The sequence below is a fragment of the Streptomyces sp. NPDC050121 genome (assembly GCF_044460385.1).
GTDB lineage: Bacteria > Actinomycetota > Actinomycetes > Streptomycetales > Streptomycetaceae > Streptomyces > Streptomyces soliscabiei.
On the sequence record NZ_JBITJV010000061.1, the window covers coordinates 1 to 17,092 of the forward strand.

Annotated in this window: 19 protein-coding genes and 6 pseudogenes; 13 read left to right on the top strand and 12 right to left on the bottom strand. The window is 69.4% G+C overall.

Going from position 1 to position 17,092, the window contains the following annotated elements; translation table 11 throughout:
* Positions 1–179 precede the first annotated feature (179 nt).
* The 3 genes from tgmA to ACIBTS_RS45685 all read right to left on the bottom strand — a co-directional run bounded on the left by tgmA (position 180) and on the right by ACIBTS_RS45685 (position 1,377).
* Positions 180–482, bottom strand: coding sequence for a putative ATP-grasp-modified RiPP (tgmA, locus tag ACIBTS_RS45675; protein WP_399327339.1), 303 nt, complete (start codon positions 480–482; stop codon positions 180–182).
* A 119-nt stretch (positions 483–601) separates the two neighbouring features.
* Positions 602–952 carry a hypothetical protein gene (locus tag ACIBTS_RS45680; protein ID WP_399327341.1) on the bottom strand — a complete coding sequence of 117 codons (351 nt, stop codon included), beginning with the start codon at positions 950–952 and terminating at the stop codon, positions 602–604.
* Positions 953–960: 8 nt separating this feature from the next.
* Entirely contained in the window at positions 961–1,377 is a 417-nt protein-coding gene (locus ACIBTS_RS45685; RefSeq protein ID WP_399327343.1) for an ATP-binding protein, read from the bottom strand.
* 467 nt (positions 1,378–1,844) lie between these two features.
* On the opposite strand from ACIBTS_RS45685, the pseudogene ACIBTS_RS45690 reads away from it, so the two are divergent.
* The 5 genes and pseudogenes from ACIBTS_RS45690 to ACIBTS_RS45710 all read left to right on the top strand — a co-directional run.
* A pseudogene (locus ACIBTS_RS45690) lies at positions 1,845–2,396 on the top strand (AAA family ATPase); the annotation flags it as partial.
* A gap of 71 nt (positions 2,397–2,467) precedes the next feature.
* Positions 2,468–3,112 carry an RNA polymerase sigma factor gene (locus tag ACIBTS_RS45695; protein ID WP_055635628.1) on the top strand — a complete coding sequence of 215 codons (645 nt, stop codon included), beginning with the start codon at positions 2,468–2,470 and terminating at the stop codon, positions 3,110–3,112.
* Positions 3,109–4,164, top strand: coding sequence for a CU044_5270 family protein (locus ACIBTS_RS45700; RefSeq protein ID WP_399327345.1), 1,056 nt, complete (start codon positions 3,109–3,111; stop codon positions 4,162–4,164). Before ACIBTS_RS45695 ends, ACIBTS_RS45700 begins: the two co-directional genes overlap by 4 nt.
* Before the next feature lies 1 nt (position 4,165).
* Positions 4,166–7,513: a S8 family peptidase gene (locus tag ACIBTS_RS45705; protein WP_399327347.1), complete on the top strand. Its 3,348-nt coding sequence runs from the start codon at positions 4,166–4,168 to the stop codon at positions 7,511–7,513.
* 22 nt (positions 7,514–7,535) lie between these two features.
* Positions 7,536–8,256: pseudogene (locus ACIBTS_RS45710) on the top strand (class I SAM-dependent methyltransferase); the annotation flags it as partial.
* Positions 8,257–8,274: 18 nt separating this feature from the next.
* Here ACIBTS_RS45710 and ACIBTS_RS45715 read toward each other — a convergent pair.
* Positions 8,275–8,397, bottom strand: a pseudogene (locus ACIBTS_RS45715) (IS5/IS1182 family transposase); the annotation flags it as partial.
* Positions 8,398–8,582: 185 nt separating this feature from the next.
* Between ACIBTS_RS45715 and ACIBTS_RS45720 the strand changes: the two are divergent.
* Positions 8,583–8,657: pseudogene (locus ACIBTS_RS45720) on the top strand (hypothetical protein); the annotation flags it as partial.
* Between the two features lie 80 nt (positions 8,658–8,737).
* Positions 8,738–8,839, top strand: coding sequence for a hypothetical protein (locus tag ACIBTS_RS45725; protein WP_399327409.1), 102 nt, complete (start codon positions 8,738–8,740; stop codon positions 8,837–8,839).
* Between the two features lie 209 nt (positions 8,840–9,048).
* Here ACIBTS_RS45725 and ACIBTS_RS45730 read toward each other — a convergent pair.
* From ACIBTS_RS45730 to ACIBTS_RS45765, 8 genes and pseudogenes are all read right to left on the bottom strand, one after another.
* Positions 9,049–9,414: pseudogene (locus ACIBTS_RS45730) on the bottom strand (site-specific integrase); the annotation flags it as partial.
* A complete protein-coding gene (locus tag ACIBTS_RS45735) occupies positions 9,414–9,626 on the bottom strand; it encodes an excisionase family DNA-binding protein (RefSeq protein WP_399327349.1) in 213 nt (70 codons plus the stop codon). The gene ACIBTS_RS45735 and the pseudogene ACIBTS_RS45730, both read right to left, overlap by 1 nt.
* Positions 9,619–10,041 (bottom strand): annotated as a pseudogene (locus ACIBTS_RS45740) (replication initiator); the annotation flags it as partial. The gene ACIBTS_RS45735 and the pseudogene ACIBTS_RS45740, both read right to left, overlap by 8 nt.
* A 327-nt stretch (positions 10,042–10,368) precedes the next feature.
* Positions 10,369–10,620, bottom strand: coding sequence for a SpdD protein (locus ACIBTS_RS45745; RefSeq protein ID WP_399327411.1), 252 nt, complete (start codon positions 10,618–10,620; stop codon positions 10,369–10,371).
* A 22-nt stretch (positions 10,621–10,642) separates the two neighbouring features.
* Positions 10,643–10,837 (bottom strand): hypothetical protein, encoded by a 195-nt coding sequence (locus ACIBTS_RS45750; RefSeq protein WP_399327351.1) that lies wholly within the window; start codon positions 10,835–10,837, stop codon positions 10,643–10,645.
* Positions 10,838–10,852: 15 nt separating this feature from the next.
* A complete protein-coding gene (locus ACIBTS_RS45755; RefSeq protein ID WP_399327353.1) occupies positions 10,853–11,044 on the bottom strand; it encodes a mobile element transfer protein in 192 nt (63 codons plus the stop codon).
* A gap of 266 nt (positions 11,045–11,310) precedes the next feature.
* On the bottom strand, positions 11,311–11,445 hold the full coding sequence (locus ACIBTS_RS45760; protein ID WP_399327413.1) for a hypothetical protein: 135 nt from the start codon (positions 11,443–11,445) through the stop codon (positions 11,311–11,313).
* A 61-nt stretch (positions 11,446–11,506) separates the two neighbouring features.
* The gene (locus ACIBTS_RS45765; protein ID WP_399327355.1) at positions 11,507–12,205 is read right to left on the bottom strand and encodes a hypothetical protein; all 699 of its coding nucleotides are present in this window, start codon (positions 12,203–12,205) and stop codon (positions 11,507–11,509) included.
* Positions 12,206–12,482: 277 nt separating this feature from the next.
* Between ACIBTS_RS45765 and ACIBTS_RS45770 the strand changes: the two genes are divergently transcribed.
* The 6 genes from ACIBTS_RS45770 (at position 12,483) to ACIBTS_RS45795 (ending at position 16,679) form a co-directional block, all read left to right on the top strand.
* Positions 12,483–12,836, top strand: coding sequence for a hypothetical protein (locus ACIBTS_RS45770; RefSeq protein ID WP_399327357.1), 354 nt, complete (start codon positions 12,483–12,485; stop codon positions 12,834–12,836).
* A 662-nt stretch (positions 12,837–13,498) separates the two neighbouring features.
* Positions 13,499–13,921, top strand: a complete 423-nt coding sequence (locus ACIBTS_RS45775) for an STAS domain-containing protein (RefSeq protein ID WP_399327359.1) — start codon at positions 13,499–13,501, stop codon at positions 13,919–13,921.
* Positions 13,918–14,589: a hypothetical protein gene (locus ACIBTS_RS45780; RefSeq protein ID WP_399327361.1), complete on the top strand. Its 672-nt coding sequence runs from the start codon at positions 13,918–13,920 to the stop codon at positions 14,587–14,589. The genes ACIBTS_RS45775 and ACIBTS_RS45780 overlap by 4 nt, the downstream gene beginning before the upstream one ends.
* Positions 14,579–15,340 carry an ANTAR domain-containing protein gene (locus ACIBTS_RS45785; protein WP_399327363.1) on the top strand — a complete coding sequence of 254 codons (762 nt, stop codon included), beginning with the start codon at positions 14,579–14,581 and terminating at the stop codon, positions 15,338–15,340. The genes ACIBTS_RS45780 and ACIBTS_RS45785 overlap by 11 nt, the downstream gene beginning before the upstream one ends.
* Before the next feature lie 79 nt (positions 15,341–15,419).
* Positions 15,420–16,136, top strand: coding sequence for a GAF and ANTAR domain-containing protein (locus tag ACIBTS_RS45790; protein WP_399327365.1), 717 nt, complete (start codon positions 15,420–15,422; stop codon positions 16,134–16,136).
* 171 nt (positions 16,137–16,307) lie between these two features.
* Positions 16,308–16,679: a hypothetical protein gene (locus ACIBTS_RS45795; protein ID WP_399327367.1), complete on the top strand. Its 372-nt coding sequence runs from the start codon at positions 16,308–16,310 to the stop codon at positions 16,677–16,679.
* Positions 16,680–17,092 lie beyond the last annotated feature (413 nt).

Genomic DNA, 17,092 nt, shown 5'->3' on the forward strand with positions numbered 1-17,092 from the left:
GGCCCCACTGGATCAAGATCCAGTGGGGCCTACAGGTTGGCGCCCAACCGCAGCGGCAATGTCGCCGTCATCGTCAAAACGAACGTCGAGCAACAGCAGCTCGGTGATCACAATGTCTGCGGTCGGGTCGTCGAGGTTCGTGACGACCAGAACCGGACGATCGTCTTTCGTCAATGGAGTCACTGGTCGGTGTCGTTCCCCGTGTCGCTGTCCGGGGAGTCGCTGTTGCGGTCGCCCTGGCCCGTGGTGCCAGTAGACGGATTGGTACCGGACGATGTGCCGTGCCCCGGAGACATGGTGGGCGCTCCGGACGCGTCCAGGTACCGGGCGATCTGCGTCGCCGGGTCCAGTTCCACCGTCACGTAGTCCGGCGCCGCTACGGGCGGGTATGGGGCGATGCGACGTAGGCCCCAAGGAGCGGCGGTCAGGTGTCCCTGTGGCAGCGGGCTGCCGGTGGGGAATCGATCCATGTAGTTGAACACGGTCTTCCTTTCTCCGGGAAAGTTCTGAACTTTGGCCTGCCTTGTTCGTCCGCCCAGCGCCTCGGACATCCAGTCGCCAAGCGGAAGTCCTGGAGCGCCGGTCGCCCCTTGGAACCGGGTCAGCCCGGCGCGAGAGCTTGCCGGCGCAGTGCCTCGATCACGCGCGCAAGGAGCACTACCTCCGGTTCCATGGACTCGACCGCGACTCGGCCGTCCTCATGCCACCGGTTGAGACGCCGCTTGTACTCGATCTCCGCCCCCGTGGCTTCGGCTCGGATTTCCGCAAGTGCATAGGCCGACTCCATGTGCAGCCTGAAGAGATCCACTGGAGTGATGCGCAAGGGCTCGGCGAATATCGCGGTGCCGGGGTCACTTGTCGAGCGGAGGGGGCCGAGGATGATGAGCTCCACGCACGCTTCCGCGCTGGGATCGTCCACCAGCTCGTCAGCAGGCATCAGCCGTAACAGCACGCGAGGTCTCAGCACTTGGCCGGCACTTCCAGCTCGGCCCACACGACCTTGCCCCAGCGCTTCCGGTCGTATCCCCATCTCCAGCTAAGGGCCTCGACCAGAAGCAGGCCACGCCCCTCCTCGGCATCGTCGTCGGGGCTGCCCAGCTCGGGGCCTTCCCTGCAGGTGTCGGCGACGCCGATACGCACCACGCCCTGGCTGGGACGCGTGACCAGGACACGGACGTTCCGGCACCGGGTGTGGTCGATTGCGTTGTTGACCAGCTCAGCCACGATCTGCACCCCGGCCTCAGCCAACTCGCCTATGGCCCAGGTGCTCAGTGCGGCGGAGACGAGCATGCGGGCCCGGCGAGCGGATTCCGGCTCGCACGGCATCGTCTCGGTGTAACCGGGGGTGCCGGTCGCAGTAGGTCGGGCTGCGGTCATGGTCACAGGAACATCCCTCCGGGGGTGGACGCCCGCCCTCGCGACGGGGTGGCGCCGGGGCGGGCTCTCCTCCATGCCGTCGAGGAAAGGGGAATCAGGACCTCGACGGGCTGCTACCGAGTCAACGGCCTGTGGCCCGTGAGGAACAGGAAAAGTCGTGACCGCGCTGGTCGCCCCGACCCGGAAGACTTTGCGTTTCCGTGACCTGGGGTCTGGATCGGTCGGTGACCGCCGGTCTACGGTCAGTGGCATGGGAGCGAACGCCATCCTCAAGAGCCGGATGGATGAACTCGGGCTCACCCAGGAAGAATTGGCTGGTCGGATGAACACTGCGCTGGCAGAGATCACCGGCAGGCCCGGCGACGTCTCCGCCCGCACCGTCCGCAACCTGCTGAACGGAACGTCCCGCCGCCCCATCGGCCGTACATGCGCGGCGCTGGAGCGGGTGTTCGGCTGCCCCGTCGAGGTCGCTCACGGTGCTCGGCGACCTCGCGCAGGGCACCACCCCCTGGGCCGCCCGCTCCTGGCCGCTCCAACTGGCCCACCTGGGCAAGCCGGACGCGACGGTCGTCCCGCTGACCGTCGGCTTCCGCGTCCCCGGCGCGGTCCTCGCCCTCGCTGACCGCCTCCTCGACCGCCTCTGCACCGACATACCCCGCGCCCGTTCGCTCCGCCGCGACGGCGCCCTGCGCATCCGCCACGCGGACGCCGCCGCCGACCCGGTCGCCACCGTCGTACGGGAGGCGCTCGCGCACGAAGGTTCGGTAGGAGTCGTGGCCGCGGACGCCGAGGCGTCCCGTGTGCGCGAGGCCCTCGACGCGGCCGGTCTCACCCCCTCCCCGCGGATCACCGTCATCCCCGCCACCCTCGTCAAGGGCCTGGAGTACGACCATGTCGTCGCCGTCGAGCCGGCGGCCATCGCGGAGGCCGAGCCGCGCGGCCTGAACCGGCTGTACGTCGTCCTGACCCGCGCGGTGTCCCTGCTGGACGTGGTGCACGCCCGCGCGCTTCCCTGGTGACGTACGGGACGCCTGGGGCTGATGTGACGTAGGTCACCGGAACTCGCCTGCTCCGACAGTCAGTTCATAACGTGACCACAGATATGCGAACCCGGGTGCGAACCGGAGATCCGAACGCGTTTGCGGAACTCTTCGACGACCATGCCCGCGCCGTGTACAACCACGCCTTCAGACTGACCGCCGACTGGTCCGCGGCCGAGGACGTCATGTCGACGACGTTCATGGAGGCGTGGCGGCGCCGTGCGTCGGTCGAGGCCGAAGGGGGTTCGCTGCGGCCCTGGCTGCTGGGTATCGCCACCAACGTGGCCCGCGCCCAGTACCGCAGCAACCGGCGCTACCGGAACGCCGCGAGCGCGGCAGCCGCCGCGAACGCCGCGGACGAGCACGTCGAGGACCACGCCGAGGAGACCGCGGGCCGGCTGGACGACCGGCGCCGCATCAGCGCCACGCTCACCGCGCTCAGTTCGCTCAAGCGCCCCGAACGCGAGGTCCTGACCCTGTGCCTGTGCGAGGGCATGGAGTACGCCGAGGCCGCCCGCGCCCTCGGCATCCCCGTCGGCACCGTCCGCTCCCGGCTGTCCCGCGCCCGCGGCAAGCTGCGAAAACTCGCCGACGCGGAACTGCTCCGAAAAAAAAGGGAACTCACCCCCACAGACCGGCAGATAACAGGTGATCGCGGATACGTGATCCGGTCCGCACAGGAAGGAAACCGATGAACGCCAGCCCCTCCCAGCCGCACCCGGCTGAGTGGACGGAGACCCAGGACCTCCTGCCCTCCGTCGAGCGGGATCTGCCGGCGGGCCGCCACCAGTTCCACAAGGAGCACATGATGGCCCAGATCCACGAAGACCTCCGCGGCAGCCGCACCCCCGCCCCGCAGCGGCAGCGCAACCCGTTCCTGCGCCGCGCGATCCTGGTGCCCGCCGCCGCCTTCGCCGTGGCCGGCGCGGTCGTGGCCGGCCTCGCCCTGTCCGGCGGCGACGGAGACGGCGGCAGGACCGCCGTGGCCGCCGGCCCCGCCCTGACCACCCAGATCGGCGCCGTCGACACCAAGGGCGCCCCCCAGTTGCTCGACCGCATCTCGCTCGCCGCCGCCGACACCTCCGGACCGACGGCGCACGACGGCCAGTACATCTACATCGCCTCGAAGGTGGCCAGCACCTATTCCAAGACCGTCGACGACAAGACCACGATCGTCAGCAAAGAGCTGCACTCCCGCCAGGTCTGGATGTCCACCGACGGGAAGGACGGCTGGCTGATCGAAGCGGGCGAGGAGGACATCACCCTGGCCGGGTCCACCCCGCTCACCGGGGCGTACGACAGCCTGGTCAAGCTGCCCACCGACCCCGACGTACTGCTGAAGCAGATCTACAAGGAGTCGGACGCCGTCCGGGACCCCGAAGTCCCCCGCGACCAGGCGGCCTTCGTCGCCATCGGCGATCTGCTGAACGAGAGCTACCCGCCCGCGGACGTGGCCGTCGCCCTGTACAAGGCCGCCGCCAAGATCCCGGGGGTCGTCGCGGTGGACGACGCGGTCGACGCCTTGGGCCGCCACGGAGTCGCCATCGCGCGGCAGAACGACACCGACGGCCAGCGCACCGAGTGGATCTTCGACAAGAAGACCCTCCAGTTGCTCGGCGACCGCACCGTCCAGGTCAAGGCCGAAAAGGACGGGGAGTTCAAGCCCGGCACCGTCCTGTTCACCTCCGCGATCACCCAGCGCGCGGTCGTCGACGCCAACAAGCAGGTCCCCGGGAAGGCGAGCTGACGTGCGCCTCGGTTCCTCTTCGGCGGCGCTGGCCGCCCTGCTGGTCGCGGGAGTGATGACGGGCGTCTCGGTGTCGGCCACCGGCTCCGGCCTCGGCGTGCGGACCGCCGCGGCGGCCACCGCCGCCCGGCCGGACACCGGCTCCCCGGCCCGGTACGTCACCCTCGTCACCGGCGACCGGGTCCAACTGGATGCCCGGGGCCAGGTGACCGGCGTCCGGCGGGCCCCTGGCCGTGGACACGTCCCGTTGTCCGTACGCCGCCTCGGCGACGACCAGTACGTCATCCCCGCCGACGCCGCCGCCCTCATCGGCCAAGGCGTCCTGGACAAGCGGCTGTTCGACGTCAGCGGTCTGATACGGGCCGGCTACGACGACACCCGGCGCGGCACACTCCCCCTGATCGTGTCGTACGAGGGGAAGGCCGCCCAGCGCAGGAACACCCAGAGGTCGCTGCTCGCGGACGGACAAGGGGCCGTCACCGTCCGCCGTGAACTGCCCAGCGTGGACGGCGCCGCGCTCAGCGTCCGCAAGGAGGAGGCCGAGGACACCTGGCAGGCCCTCACATCCGCACCGGGCGTCGAACGGGTCTGGCTGGACGGCCGGTTCAAGGCGGAGACCCAGGGTGACAGTGACAAGGTCAGCGACAACGTCACGCGGATCGGCGCGCCGACCGCCTGGAACGCCGGGTACGACGGCAAGGGCGTCAAGGTCGCCGTCCTGGACACCGGCATCGACACCACGCACCCGGACCTCGCCTCGGTGGTGACGGAGTCGAAGGACTTCAGCGGCACCGGCAGCACGGACGACAGGGTCGGCCACGGCACGCACGTCGCGGCGACGGTGGCCGGCTCGGGCGCCAAATCCGACGGCCTCTACAAGGGCGTCGCACCGGGCGCGCGGCTCCTCAACGCCAAGGTGCTGAACGACGACGGCGAGGGCACCGACTCCAGCGTCATCGCCGGCCTGGAGTGGGCCGCCGCGCAGGGCGCCGAGGTGGCCAACCTCAGCCTCGGCCAGACGGACGCCCCGGGGGCAGACCCGGTGGAGACGGCCGTGAACGCCCTCTCCGAGAGCACCGGCATGCTCACCGTCGCCGCGGCCGGCAACGAGGGCCCGGGCGCCGGGACCGTCGGCTCCCCGGGCGCCGCGGAGTCGGCGCTCACCGTGGGAGCGGTCGACGGCGAGGACCGGATCGCCGAGTTCTCCAGCGTCGGCCCGACCGCCGACAGCGCGCTGAAGCCGGACCTCACCGCGCCGGGCGTCGACATCGTCGCGGCGAAGGCGGCGAACGGCGTTTTGGGCGACCCGGCCGCCGACGGCTACGTCTCCATGTCCGGTACGTCGATGGCGACACCGCATGCCGCGGGCGCCGCCGCGATCCTGGCGCAACGGCACCCGGACTGGACGGGGGCGCGGATCAAGCAGGCACTCACCGCGTCCGCCACGCCGACCGCCGGCCTGACCGGCTACCAGCAGGGCACCGGCAGGCTCGACGTGGCCCGGGCGCTCGGCCAGAGCGTGGTCGGCGAGCAGATGTCGGTGTCCTTCGGCAAGCAGCTGTGGCCCCACACCGACGACCGGCCGGCCACCCGGCGGGTCACCTACCGCAACGACGGCGACCACCCCGTCACCCTGGACCTGACGGCCACCGCGACCGGCCCCGGGGGCAGCACCGCCCCCGACGGCATGTTCACGCTCAGCACACGGCAGCTCACCGTCCCCGCGGGCGGCACCGCGAGCGTCGACCTCACCTCGGACACCCGCACCGAGGCGGCGGACGGCGCGTACTCGGGCACGGTCGCCGCCACCGCGCAGGGCGACGGCGACGGCAGGTCCGTGCGGACCTCCTTCGGCGTGATCCGCGAGGCGGAGGCGTACGAGCTCACCCTGAAGTTCCTCGACCGTGGCGGCAAGCCCGTCAGCTCGCCGCTGACCGAGATCATCGGCTACTCGGGTGAGTACGAGACCAATGTCCTGGAGGACTCCCAGCAGATCGCCAAGGGCGTCTACAAGGTGCGCGTCCCGCGCGGCGACTACGTCCTGGACACGCTGATCGGCGACGGCGGCAGCGAGGGCACCTCGGCGCTCGTCCGGCCGAAGCTCTCGCTCACCAAGGACACCACGGTCACCTTCGACGCCCGTAAGACCAAGCCGGTCCGGATCACCGCCCCCGGCGGCGCGAAGATGTCGGCCGGCTACCTCAACTACCGCATGGACACCGGCGGCACCCGCTACAACACCACCCTCCTGTTCTCGGACTCCTTCACCGACCTGCGCACCGCGAGCCTGGGCCCGGCGCCCGCCGCGGGGAGGCTCAGCACCCAGCTCAGCGGCCTGTGGCAGAAGGGCAGCACCACCTACAACCTGCTCTACAACCTGCCCGACCGCTTCCCCACCGGCTACCAGCACACGGCGCGGATGAGCGAACTGGCCCTGCTGAAGCGGAACATCGGCTCCTCCGTCGCGCACCGCAAGGGTTCCGTCAACGCCCTGTGGTACGGCCCCGAGCTGGGGCTGGGCACGATCAGCGACCCGTTCCCGCTGCCGACGACGGCGAAGACGTACGTCACCACGCCCAAGGGCTTCCGGTGGACGGTCAACGTCGGCCAGCTGAACGCCGCCGGTGAAGAGACCGACGTGTTCTACGACGACCAACGGGTGTCCTACCGGGCGGGCCGGACGTACGAGTCGACGTACAACGTCGGCGTCTTCAGCCCCATGGTCGGCCAGGGGTGGGGCGCGCAGCGGGTCGGCGACACCCTCGACCTGTGTGTCCCCGACCTCGTCGACGGCGCCGGACACCCCGCGTCCTCCGTCGCCGCACGGCACACGACGGTCACCGCGGGCGGCCGTACCCTGCTCGACAACGACGGCGACCTCTGCCAGACGGTGGAGAACCTCCCGGCGACGTCCACCCGCTACACGATCCGCACGGACCTGACCCGCCCGGCCACGGTCGCCGGCACCACCAGCCGTCTGACCGCGGCCTGGACCTTCACCTCGAAGCAGCCCGCCCAGCCGGCCGACTCGAAGGCGATGCCCCTCTCCACCGTCCGCTTCCACCCGAAGCTGACCCCGGCCAGCACGGCCCGCGCCGGCCACCGCACCACGGTCCCCCTCTCCATCGAGGGCCCGGCCGCCACCCACCTCAAGTCCCTCGCGGTGAAGGTCTCCTACAACGGCGGAACGACCTGGTCCAACGCCCCGGTCACCACCAGGAACGGCAAGAAGACCCTCACCCTGACCCACCCGAAGACGGCCAGGTCGGTCTCCTTCAAGGCCACCCTGACCGACACCACCGGCAACACGTACACGGTGACGATCCTGAAGGCATACCTCCTGACATAGGTCCCCCCGTAGGTTCCATGGCATGGCTGACGAACCTGACGAATGCTTCGGGAATCCACGCCTCGCCGAGATCTACGACGCCCTCGACCCCGATCGCGGCGACCTCGACCCCTACCTCCGGATGGCGGAGGGGGTCGGGGCTCGCCGCGTTCTGGACATCGGCTGCGGGACCGGTGTCCTCGCGCTGCTGCTGGCCGACCGCGGCATCGAGGTCGTCGGCGTCGATCCCGCCGGGGCCTCCCTCGACGTGGCCCGGGGCAAGCCGGGCGCCGAGCGGGTGCGCTGGATCCGCGGCGACACTTCCGCCGCTCCGGGTGGACCTGGCGACCATGACGGCGAACGTCGCCCAGGCCATCGTGGATCCGCAGACCTGGCGCCGGACCCTGCGAGGCGCCTACGAGGCCCTGCGCCCCGGCGGTCACCTGGTGTTCGAGACCCGCGACCCGGCCAGGCGCGCCTGGGAGGAGTGGAACCGTGAGACCTCGTACCGGGTGACGGACGTTTCCGGTGTCGGCGCGGTCGAGTACTGGGTCCAGCTGGCCGAGGTGCACGGCCCGTTGGTGAGCTTCCGCCAGACGTACATCTTCACCGCGGACACCCGGGTACTGACCTCGGACTCCACCCTGCGCTTCCGCGAACGCCGGGAGATCGAGACGGAACTGACCGCCCAGGGCTACACCGTCGAGGCCGTACGCGACGCCCCCGACCGCCCGGGCAGAGAACTCGTCTTCGTCGCCCGACGCACGGACTTGTCCGGCCGATCATGTTCGGAGCCAGATGGTGAGGGCTGCGGCGGTGGCGGTGCCTGGGTAGACGTAGCGGCGCTTGTCGTAGCGCGTGGCCACCGCTCGGTGCTGTTTGAGCCGGTTGATGGCGCGCTCAAGGAGCAAGCTGCAATGCCGACATAGATGAGCCTGAGGCGGGGAACAGGCCTGTCGTAGGGGTTGATGGCCTGCTCAACACCGCTGCTTTTGTCCGGCAGTTGGGGTGACCTCGGTGAGTGGGCTTCACCTCGAACAGTGGACACTTCTGAGAAGCGGATCTTGGGGTCCGTGGAGAGGATGTCCTCATGGGTACTGCGAGGTACTCGGGGGAGTTCAAGCGGGACGCCGTCGCGCTGGTGGAGTCCAGCGGGCGACGCATCTCGTCGGTGGCGCGCGAGCTGGGTGTCAACGGCGGGACGCCGTCGCGCTGGTGGAGTCCAGCGGGCGACGCATCTCGTCGGTGGCGCGCGAGCTGGGTGTCAACCCGGAGTCGCTGCGCCAGTGGGTCGCACGGTCACGCACTGCCGCGTCGCCCTCGGGCGCGGGCGGTGAGGGCCCGTAGCGCGGCGCAATGGCGTCGGCGACGGCGAAGACCTCGGCGACCGACAGGACCGGCCGCTCGGGCACGTCATAGCGATCGGCGCCCTTGATGCGGCACGGGTTGCGCCGGATCAGTTCGTCGTCCACGGCCGTGTTCATCAGAGCCCGCAGCAGTTGGCACGCCTTGACCACCGTCGGCTCACCGACGCCGGCCGCGAGGAGCTTTCCCCGCCAGCTCCGCACACGAGCCGTCGTCACGTCAGCCATGGTCCCGGCACCGAAGGTGGGAAGGATGTGCAGCCGCATGACGGACTCAGACCGCTCACGGGTGCGGTCGGCAAGCTTCCGGTCCCGCAGCCATGCCGTGGCGTACTCCGCGAAGTTCACCGCCCCGGCGTCCGGGTCCGACCACTGGCCGCGCGTTATGTCGGCCTCGATCTGGGCGAGGGCGACTTGGGCGTCGCTCTTGGTCGGATAAGTCTTCTCGGCCGGACGAAGTAGCCCCGTCTCGGGGTCGCGGTAGCGGACCTGCCAGCGACCGGACTTGAGCTGTCGGACCGACCCGAAGCTTCTGCGCTGCCCCTTCTTGTTGGCCATCAGGCAGCCCTCCGCAGCGAGCCTCGCCGGTGGCCGATCGGCTGCACTGTGTTGGCGTCGATGAACGCGCTCAGCTCACGCTCCGGGATGCGGACGTGACGGCCGACCTTGACGAACGTGATGCGTCGTTCGGCGATCAGACGGCGCGGGAAGCGCTCCGTGGTGCCGAGGAGTTCGGCCACCTGCGCCACGGTGAGGTAGCGGTCAGCCACGGGTGGGTTCTCCTTCCGTTCCGGGGGCGGGTTCGAGGGATGCGGCGAGCCAGGCTTCGGCGTCGGATAGGCCGGTTCCGGCGAAGACCCAGTGCGCGAGGACGTACGTCGTCTCGGGCGCGCGGTCGGGTGCAGTGGCCGCCGCTTGTGCTCGTCGCCATTCGGCGCGGGCGGTGCGGAGTGCGCCGAGAGTGGTGGAGTAGCGGCGGGACTTGGTGGAGAAGTGGCCGCGGAAGCCGAGCATGTGGGCCCAGGCGCGCAGGCGAAGGTGTTCGAGGTCCTTGCGTGCGCCGAGCGCCCAGGCGGTTCGGATGAGGCGGCGGGCGTGCTCGCTGATGTCGAGCTGAGCGAGTTCGGCGACGAACTTGAGCGGCCGGTCGAGAGCTCCCGTGGCCGTCTCCGCGCCGGTTGTTGCATCGGACGAGGAGTTGGCCGGCCGGGAGGTCGGTCGAGTCGAGGTGGTGGAGGATGCGGCCGATCTCGCCGGTGGTGGTGTCGACGTCGTACTCGGTGTGTGGCCGTCCAGGCGGATGGGGTGGGTGCAGCCGCCGAGCCCGGAGAGCTGGCGGAGGATACCGGGCAGGGTGCCGCACGCAGCAAGGTTGCTGAGTTCCGGGAAGGGGGGCGGGGTGGCGCGGGTGAAGATGGCGGTTCTCCTTCTGACGGGCACTTCGGGAGGGGTGGGCCGCCGGGGCGGCGGATGCGTGGCGGTGTCGCGCCGCCCCGGAGGTCTGGCCGCAGGTCAGCGGCGGTGGTGTTCGCGGAGCAGGGAGCGCAGGACTACGGCGGCTGCGGCTACCGAGATGGCCGTGACGGCGACGGCGGCCAGGAGCGCGGTGAGGACGACTCCGCCGACGAGGACGGCCACGACGGTCTTCTGATCGATGGACACCGACGCGAGCGAGCGCCGGACCGAGACGGGTTCCGGGTCGGTCGGGGTATGGGTGTGCGCGGGCGGCGGGGTGGGGTTGTCCGGGTACTTGGGCAGGAACACGGCGAACTTCTTATCTACTCGTCTAGGCATGTGAGCCGTTTACGACGTCCACGCCGGTACGCGTGCCGGACTCGATGGCGGGGTCGAGGAAGGTGCGCGAGAGCCAGCAGCCGAAGAGGGTGATCAGGACGACGATCCAGACGCGGACGCCGAGGAACTTGACCGCCGCCCAGGCGAAGAAGCCGAGGACGACGACGAGCGGCAGGCTGACGGTCACGGGTACGGGGTCCTTTCAGCGGACGGGGCAGCGGTGGGTGCGGGCGGCCAGCTCAGCGGCGGCTCGGCTGTCGTAGTCGGCGCAGAAGTTGCAGCGCGGGGCGGTGCAGACGGCGGTGTGCTTCTCGCGGCCGCGGTGGTCGTAGGCGGTGCCGACCTGCACCGGGCCGATACGGGTGACGTTGCGGAAGCGGCGGTTGACTGGCACAGCCGGGTTCCTTTCCTTTGTTCGCTTGCCTGGGGCGCGCGGACGTGCGTAGATGAGCGGCATGTCACAAGGGGCGCGGCGGCTGGCCGCCTTCGGTTCGGCCGCGTTGGTACTTGGGCTCGCGTGTGTTGGGGGAAGGTGGTGGTTGGACGAGTCCTGGGCCACCGTGATCACCACGTGCTGCCTTGAGGTACTGATCATTTCGGCCGTTATCGGAACCCGGCGAGTGTTGCGGAAGCGGTAAAGCCTCCCCACAGGGCCCGCCTTCAGAGCTGGGCGGCGATGGCTTCGGCCATGGGAACCGGAATGCCGAGGCGGGCACGAAGGGTTGGCGTGTCGATCGGTGTACCGGTGCGGGTGTGGTGTTCGGCAGCGACCTTGCGGGCATGGTCGACCACCACCAAAGGCAGGAAACCCGCAGGTCACGCCAGCCGCCACCCAACCTCGCTCCTAAAGTGGTGCTCAGCTCCCGCCGTGCAGTGCGCTACTGATCTCCAGAAGGCGCCCCTCGGGCAGAGCGAATGCGTTGCTTGGGTTCCGGTAGGAGTGCCCACCGTCGTTGGTCCAGACGCCGCCTGCCGACCTCCACCGAGCGGGAGCCCATTGGCCCTGGTTCTCAAGGAGCATCCTTGCCACCTCGGCGGGCTCTTCGATCAGGGTGAGAGCCGCGAGCGAAGTGGTGAGAGCCGCGGCTGCATCGTCGGGAAGTAGCGCGTCGCCGAGTGTGGGGAAGAGCAGCAGGAGACGGGCGTCAGCATCACCAATGCCTTCTGTCGCCGACTGCCGAGCAGCGGACAGCAGTTCCGGCCAGGCCATGCCGGGCCCCATGAAGTGACCGTCGACCACAGCGAGGGTTTCCGCTTCGGACCAAGCCGGCTGATGGATCAGATAGTCCACACCCCATTCGTCCACGAAGTTGCGGTAGACGACGTAGATGGTGTGACCGGAGCGCAGCGGCACACTGAACACCGGCCACTCATGCTCGGCGGACAGTGTGCGATACAGCTCCATGGCCGCATCCCAGTCGGCGCCGAACGCGGCTCGTTGTGCGTCCTCCCCACGCAGGCAGGAACCGAGGTGCACAGGCCAGAACAACGGGTCGTCCAGGTAGGCGTCGCCCCGAACCAAGGGGCCGCCTTCGTATCCGGGGATCTTGAGCACGTGCAGATGATGGCACGCGGGACAGCCACCGCGTCAGGAGCGAGGTTCGGCCCTCTTCCGTCTCAGTTTCCGTCTCAGTTTCCGTCTCATTCAGTGTCGTTCGCGGACGTTCAGACGAGACCGGAGCCAGTACCGCTAGCTCAACCGGCCGCCCATGAACGCAGGTGAACGGCCCCGTCCAACGCCCCTGGGGCCACCACCACAGTTGGAAAGCATGTTGGTCAGCACGGAAGCTTGGTCTCAAGACGCGGCCAGTCGAGGCAGCTAGGTTAAGAGTGTGGACGAGGAAGCGATCACCATCAGGCTCACGCGCGATCAAGCGTTCGTGCTGTCGGACTGGCTCTACCAAGTCATGTTCCAGTCCGACGACCTTGAAGGGATCGTGCACGACCGAGCCGTCTGGTCGACGATCTACGCGATCTCCGGAACGCTGGACAAGACGCTGAGCGAGATCTTCATGCCCGACTACGGCCCACGCCTCGAAGCGGCCAAGGAGCGTCTCCGCGCCGATCTGTACGGCGGAGCCGACGAGTCGACGGCACCGCGCCAAGACACGACCGTCGCACCACAAGCGCACCAGATCGAGCGGGGAACAGCGGGGAACCACGGTGAAAGCGACCGAGGGCAATGAGACCCGGTGCAGGGTGATGCGTTTCCTCATCTGGTCCGGACTCTGAACGCGGAGCCGTCGAGTTGTCGGGCGCCTTCCCGAGATCCCGAATTCCAGGTGGATCCCGCTTCCCTCGCCCTCTCGTGCCTGGGCCATGTGCCGACCCGTCACGAACGCCGTCGGTCCGGGCGAGTGCGGGGCTTCTCCGGATCGGGCTGCCGCGAGGGGGAACTGTTCGGCTCCGTCCATGCGAGCCATCTTCTGGACCGGCGCACGTAGTGCCGTACTCGGGCGATCGCTTCGAGTGCTTCACGTCCGAGTACCGTGCGATGCATCGAATATGCGCGCGCCACCGCCTTTCTGCTCCGTCCACATCCTGGGATTGGGCGGCTTCGGACCGTCCACCACACGACGCGAGGACTACGCTGCTGTACTGACGTCCCAGACCCCGGCGGCATGCTGTTGCTGAACACAGATGGCTGCGGTGCGGACTGTTCGTCTGTCACCCGGCGCATCCCTGGAGGGAACTGGGTGGGTCCTCTGTCTGTCCTGCTGCGCAGACTGTCGGACCGGCCGTTGCTCCGCCTCCGCCGAACGTACGCCCCTGCCGGGAGCACGCCCAGGATGCCGGGACTCCGGCACCACCGCGCCCGCTGCCGGATGGTCTTCTGAACCGAGGCGTCATGCCCCTTCCCCAGCTCACCGTGTACCGCCAGGACCGAGAGAATCGGGCACTGATCACCCTGTCCGGTGAGATCGACCTGGAATCCGCGCCCTTGGTGCGCGCGTCCCTGGAGCGGTGCCTGCGGGACGGTATCCGCGCCATCGACGTCGACCTCACCCCCGTCACCTTCTGCGACTGCAGCGGACTCAACGCATTCCTCCGCGCCGCGCAGCAGGCCACCGTGATCGGCGGGACCCTGCGACTGCACCATCCGCCGACGACGCTGGCTCGGATTCTCGACCTCACCGACTGCGGGTTCCTCCTCGGCCTTCCGCCCGACCGGCTGTCACCTCCCCTCAGGGGCACCCCTGCCGCACCCGCTCCAGTCCCGCCGCACGGGTCTGTCCCGCTTGCGCCTGTTCTCTCGGGCGATGTGCGATGACGGCCGAACCCGGGCGGGGACAGTCACGGAAGCCGGCGGAGGGCGAGCCCTCCGCCATGGCTCCGGTGCGGTTGCGTCGGCTGAACCGTTGGCTGGTGGAGGGCCTGCGTGAAGAACTGGCGAATCTGTATGTGGAGTCCCGCGTAACGGCGCCGGGTGACGCATGCCGCCGTCCCGGCCGCCAGAACTTCTTGGCCCGTCTCACCACGGACATGCGCCGGCCGGGATTCGCCATGGTGATCGGCGAGATGGACAGACTGATGGGATGCGCCTTCGGATTCCCGGTACGCGGCGACGGCTCCTGGTGGTTCAACTTCGAGGGAGCATTGCCGTGCCGCATCGATCAACTCACGGTGTCCGGCGGTGTCTTCGCGTTCGGCGGCATCATGATCCGGCCGCACCCGCAGGACCGAGCTCTGGCCCGTCGTCTGCTGGAGCGGCTGCTGACCGACCACCAGGCATCACTCGGCGCCACGCTGGTGGACCGGACCGATCGCCCTACTCTCGCTGCGCTCCGCTCCTGGGGGTGGACGGACGTCGGAGAGCTTCGCAGGCCGGCCGGTCCCACCACGTTCCGCGCGCTGGTATTTCCCGTCGGGGAACGAACCGGGGCGAGGGTGGACGGCCTTGTCGTAACGCGTGGAGGCGGTGACCCGGGTGGGGCCTGACAGGCGGTCGGCCCGCATTCGGATGCTGGTGGCCGAGCAGGCGGTCCGGCGTGGCGCCCGGGTCGGTGTGGTGGACGTGTGCACCGCGGCCGTGGCCGCGCTGCCGGTCGGCGGGGCCGGGCTGTCGGCGATGTTCCGGTCCGCGCCGAGCCATCCGTTGTGCAGCACCGACGACATCAGCGAGCAACTGGAAGAGCTCCAACTCACCCTGGGCGAGGGGCCCTGCGTGGACGCCTTCCTGCACGGCGCGGCCGTCCTGACACCCGATCTGCTCACCCGTGACCTGCAGGACCGCTGGACGGTGTTCGCCGACGCGGCCCTGGAAGCCGGAGCCCGCGCGGTCTTCGCGCTCCCCCTGCAGATGGGGGCGATCAGCCCGGGAGTTCTGGACCTGTACGCCAACGTGCCGACCGCGCTGGACGCGGAGGAACTGGCCGACGCACTGGCGTTCGCCGATCTGGCGACGTTGATCCTGCTCGATACAAGGATCGACGAGACAGGCGCGCCGACCGGCGGACCGATTCCGGAACAGAGCTTCGAGGACCTGGGCGCGTACCGGGCGGAGATCGACCAGGCCAACGGCATCCTGACCGTCCAGCTCGGCGTCGGCATCGATGAAGCCTTCGTCCGGCTTCGTGCCTACGCCTATGCGCGGGGACGCCGGCTCGCCGACGTGGCCGCGGACGTGGTGGCCCGTCGGCTTCGTTTCTCACCGGACGCGGAGCCGGACCAGACCGATGAGGAAACCTGACGCATGGGTGCCGACCGACGAACATGCCGTACTTCCCGCCCCTTCAGGCAGGGACTAGTTTCAATCGAGGGTGTCCACGATGGATCAACAGCTTCTGGCCAAGACCTTCGTCGAGCTGGCCGACAATCTGGTCGCCGACTTCGACCTCATCGACTTCCTGCGCCTGCTGACCGACCGCTGCGTGGGCATGCTCGACGCGAGCGCCGCCGGGGTGCTGCTCGCCGACCGTGACGGCAGACTCCGCGTCATGGCCGCCTCCGACGAACAGGTGCGGCTGTTGGAGCTCTTCCAGCTCCAGAACGACGAAGGCCCCTGCCTCGAGTGCTTCCGCACCGGCGCACCGGTGATCATCCACGACCTGACCCGGGAGGTCGACCGCTGGCCGCGTTTCGTCACGGCGGCCCACCGCAGCGGATTCGGGGCCGTCCAGGCCCTGCCCATGCGCCTGCGGGACGAGACCGTGGGCGCCCTGAACCTCTTCCGTGCCGCCCCCGGCCCCTTCGACCTGCCCGCCACACTCATCGCCCAGGCGCTGGCCGACGTCGCCACCATCAGCCTGCTGCAACAACGCACTGTCCACCGCGGCACGGTACTCAACGAACAGCTGCAGGCGGCGTTGAACAGCCGGGTACTGATCGAACAGGCGAAGGGGAAACTCGCCGAACGCCAGGGCATCGACATGGAGCAGGCGTTCACCGCGCTGCGCGGCTACGCCCGCGCCCACAACCGGCGCCTGGCCGACGTGGCCCGCGCATTCATCAGCGGATCCGAACCCCTCGCCGGTCTGGGGGCCTGACCGGCGTCACAGCACGGCAGGGCCACCAGCGTGCACGGCCGCAGGGGCCCGGTCTGGACACTTTGTCGGGGGCTGTGCTGCTGAGCAGACGTCCCAGACCCAGGCGCCGCACCGCCCATCGGCCACGATGGCACTCCCGCACGTTTCCGGTCTCCTGAACCGAGGCGCCCCATGCAGACTCCGCGGCAACCCCACGAACCCGAAGGCTCGAAGCCGTCCGCCATGGACACGGTGCGGCTGCGCCGGTTGAACCGCTGGCAGGCCGAGGGGATGCGAGAGGACCTGGCGGATCTCTACGTGGAGTCCTCCGCCACCCCGCCCGGCCAGGAATTCCAGGATCGGCAGGAGTTCCTGCGCCGTCTGGCACACGACGTCCAACAGCCCGGATTCGACATGCTGGTCGCCGAGGCGCAGTCCCTGACCGGCTGTGTCTTCGGATTCCCCATGCCGCGCGAGGGCTCGTGGGTGGCGGGAGTTCGAGGGACCTCTGCCGCAGAACCTCGAGCAACTGACCGCCTCCGGACATGTCTTCGCCGTCACTGAAACCGTTGTCCATCCGCATGAGCACGCTCACGGGCTCGCTCGCCGCCTGCAGGAGCGCCTGCTCGCCGACCATCAGGCTTCGCTCGGCGTCACCTTGGTGGATCTGACGGCTGTAGCGGCGGTCCCGGCGTTCCTGACGATTCCGGCGCTCCTGGTAGTCCCGGTAGTCCCCGAGATCGGAACTGCCCGCGAGCACTACGTGACTCAATGAACCACTGTCCAGGAGCAGTTCGTCGAATCACCGCAGCAGGCCGTCACCGCGGGAGACACGCTCCTGGCACGCCTGGCAAGGTACCGCGGCTTCCCCGACGGCGAGCAGTTCGAGGACCAGGTCGCTGCCCTGTCTCCCCTTCCGGGTGCTGCGTCCCCTCGCGATGGCCCAGGAGCGGCCGTGGTGGAAGGCGACGGTGCGG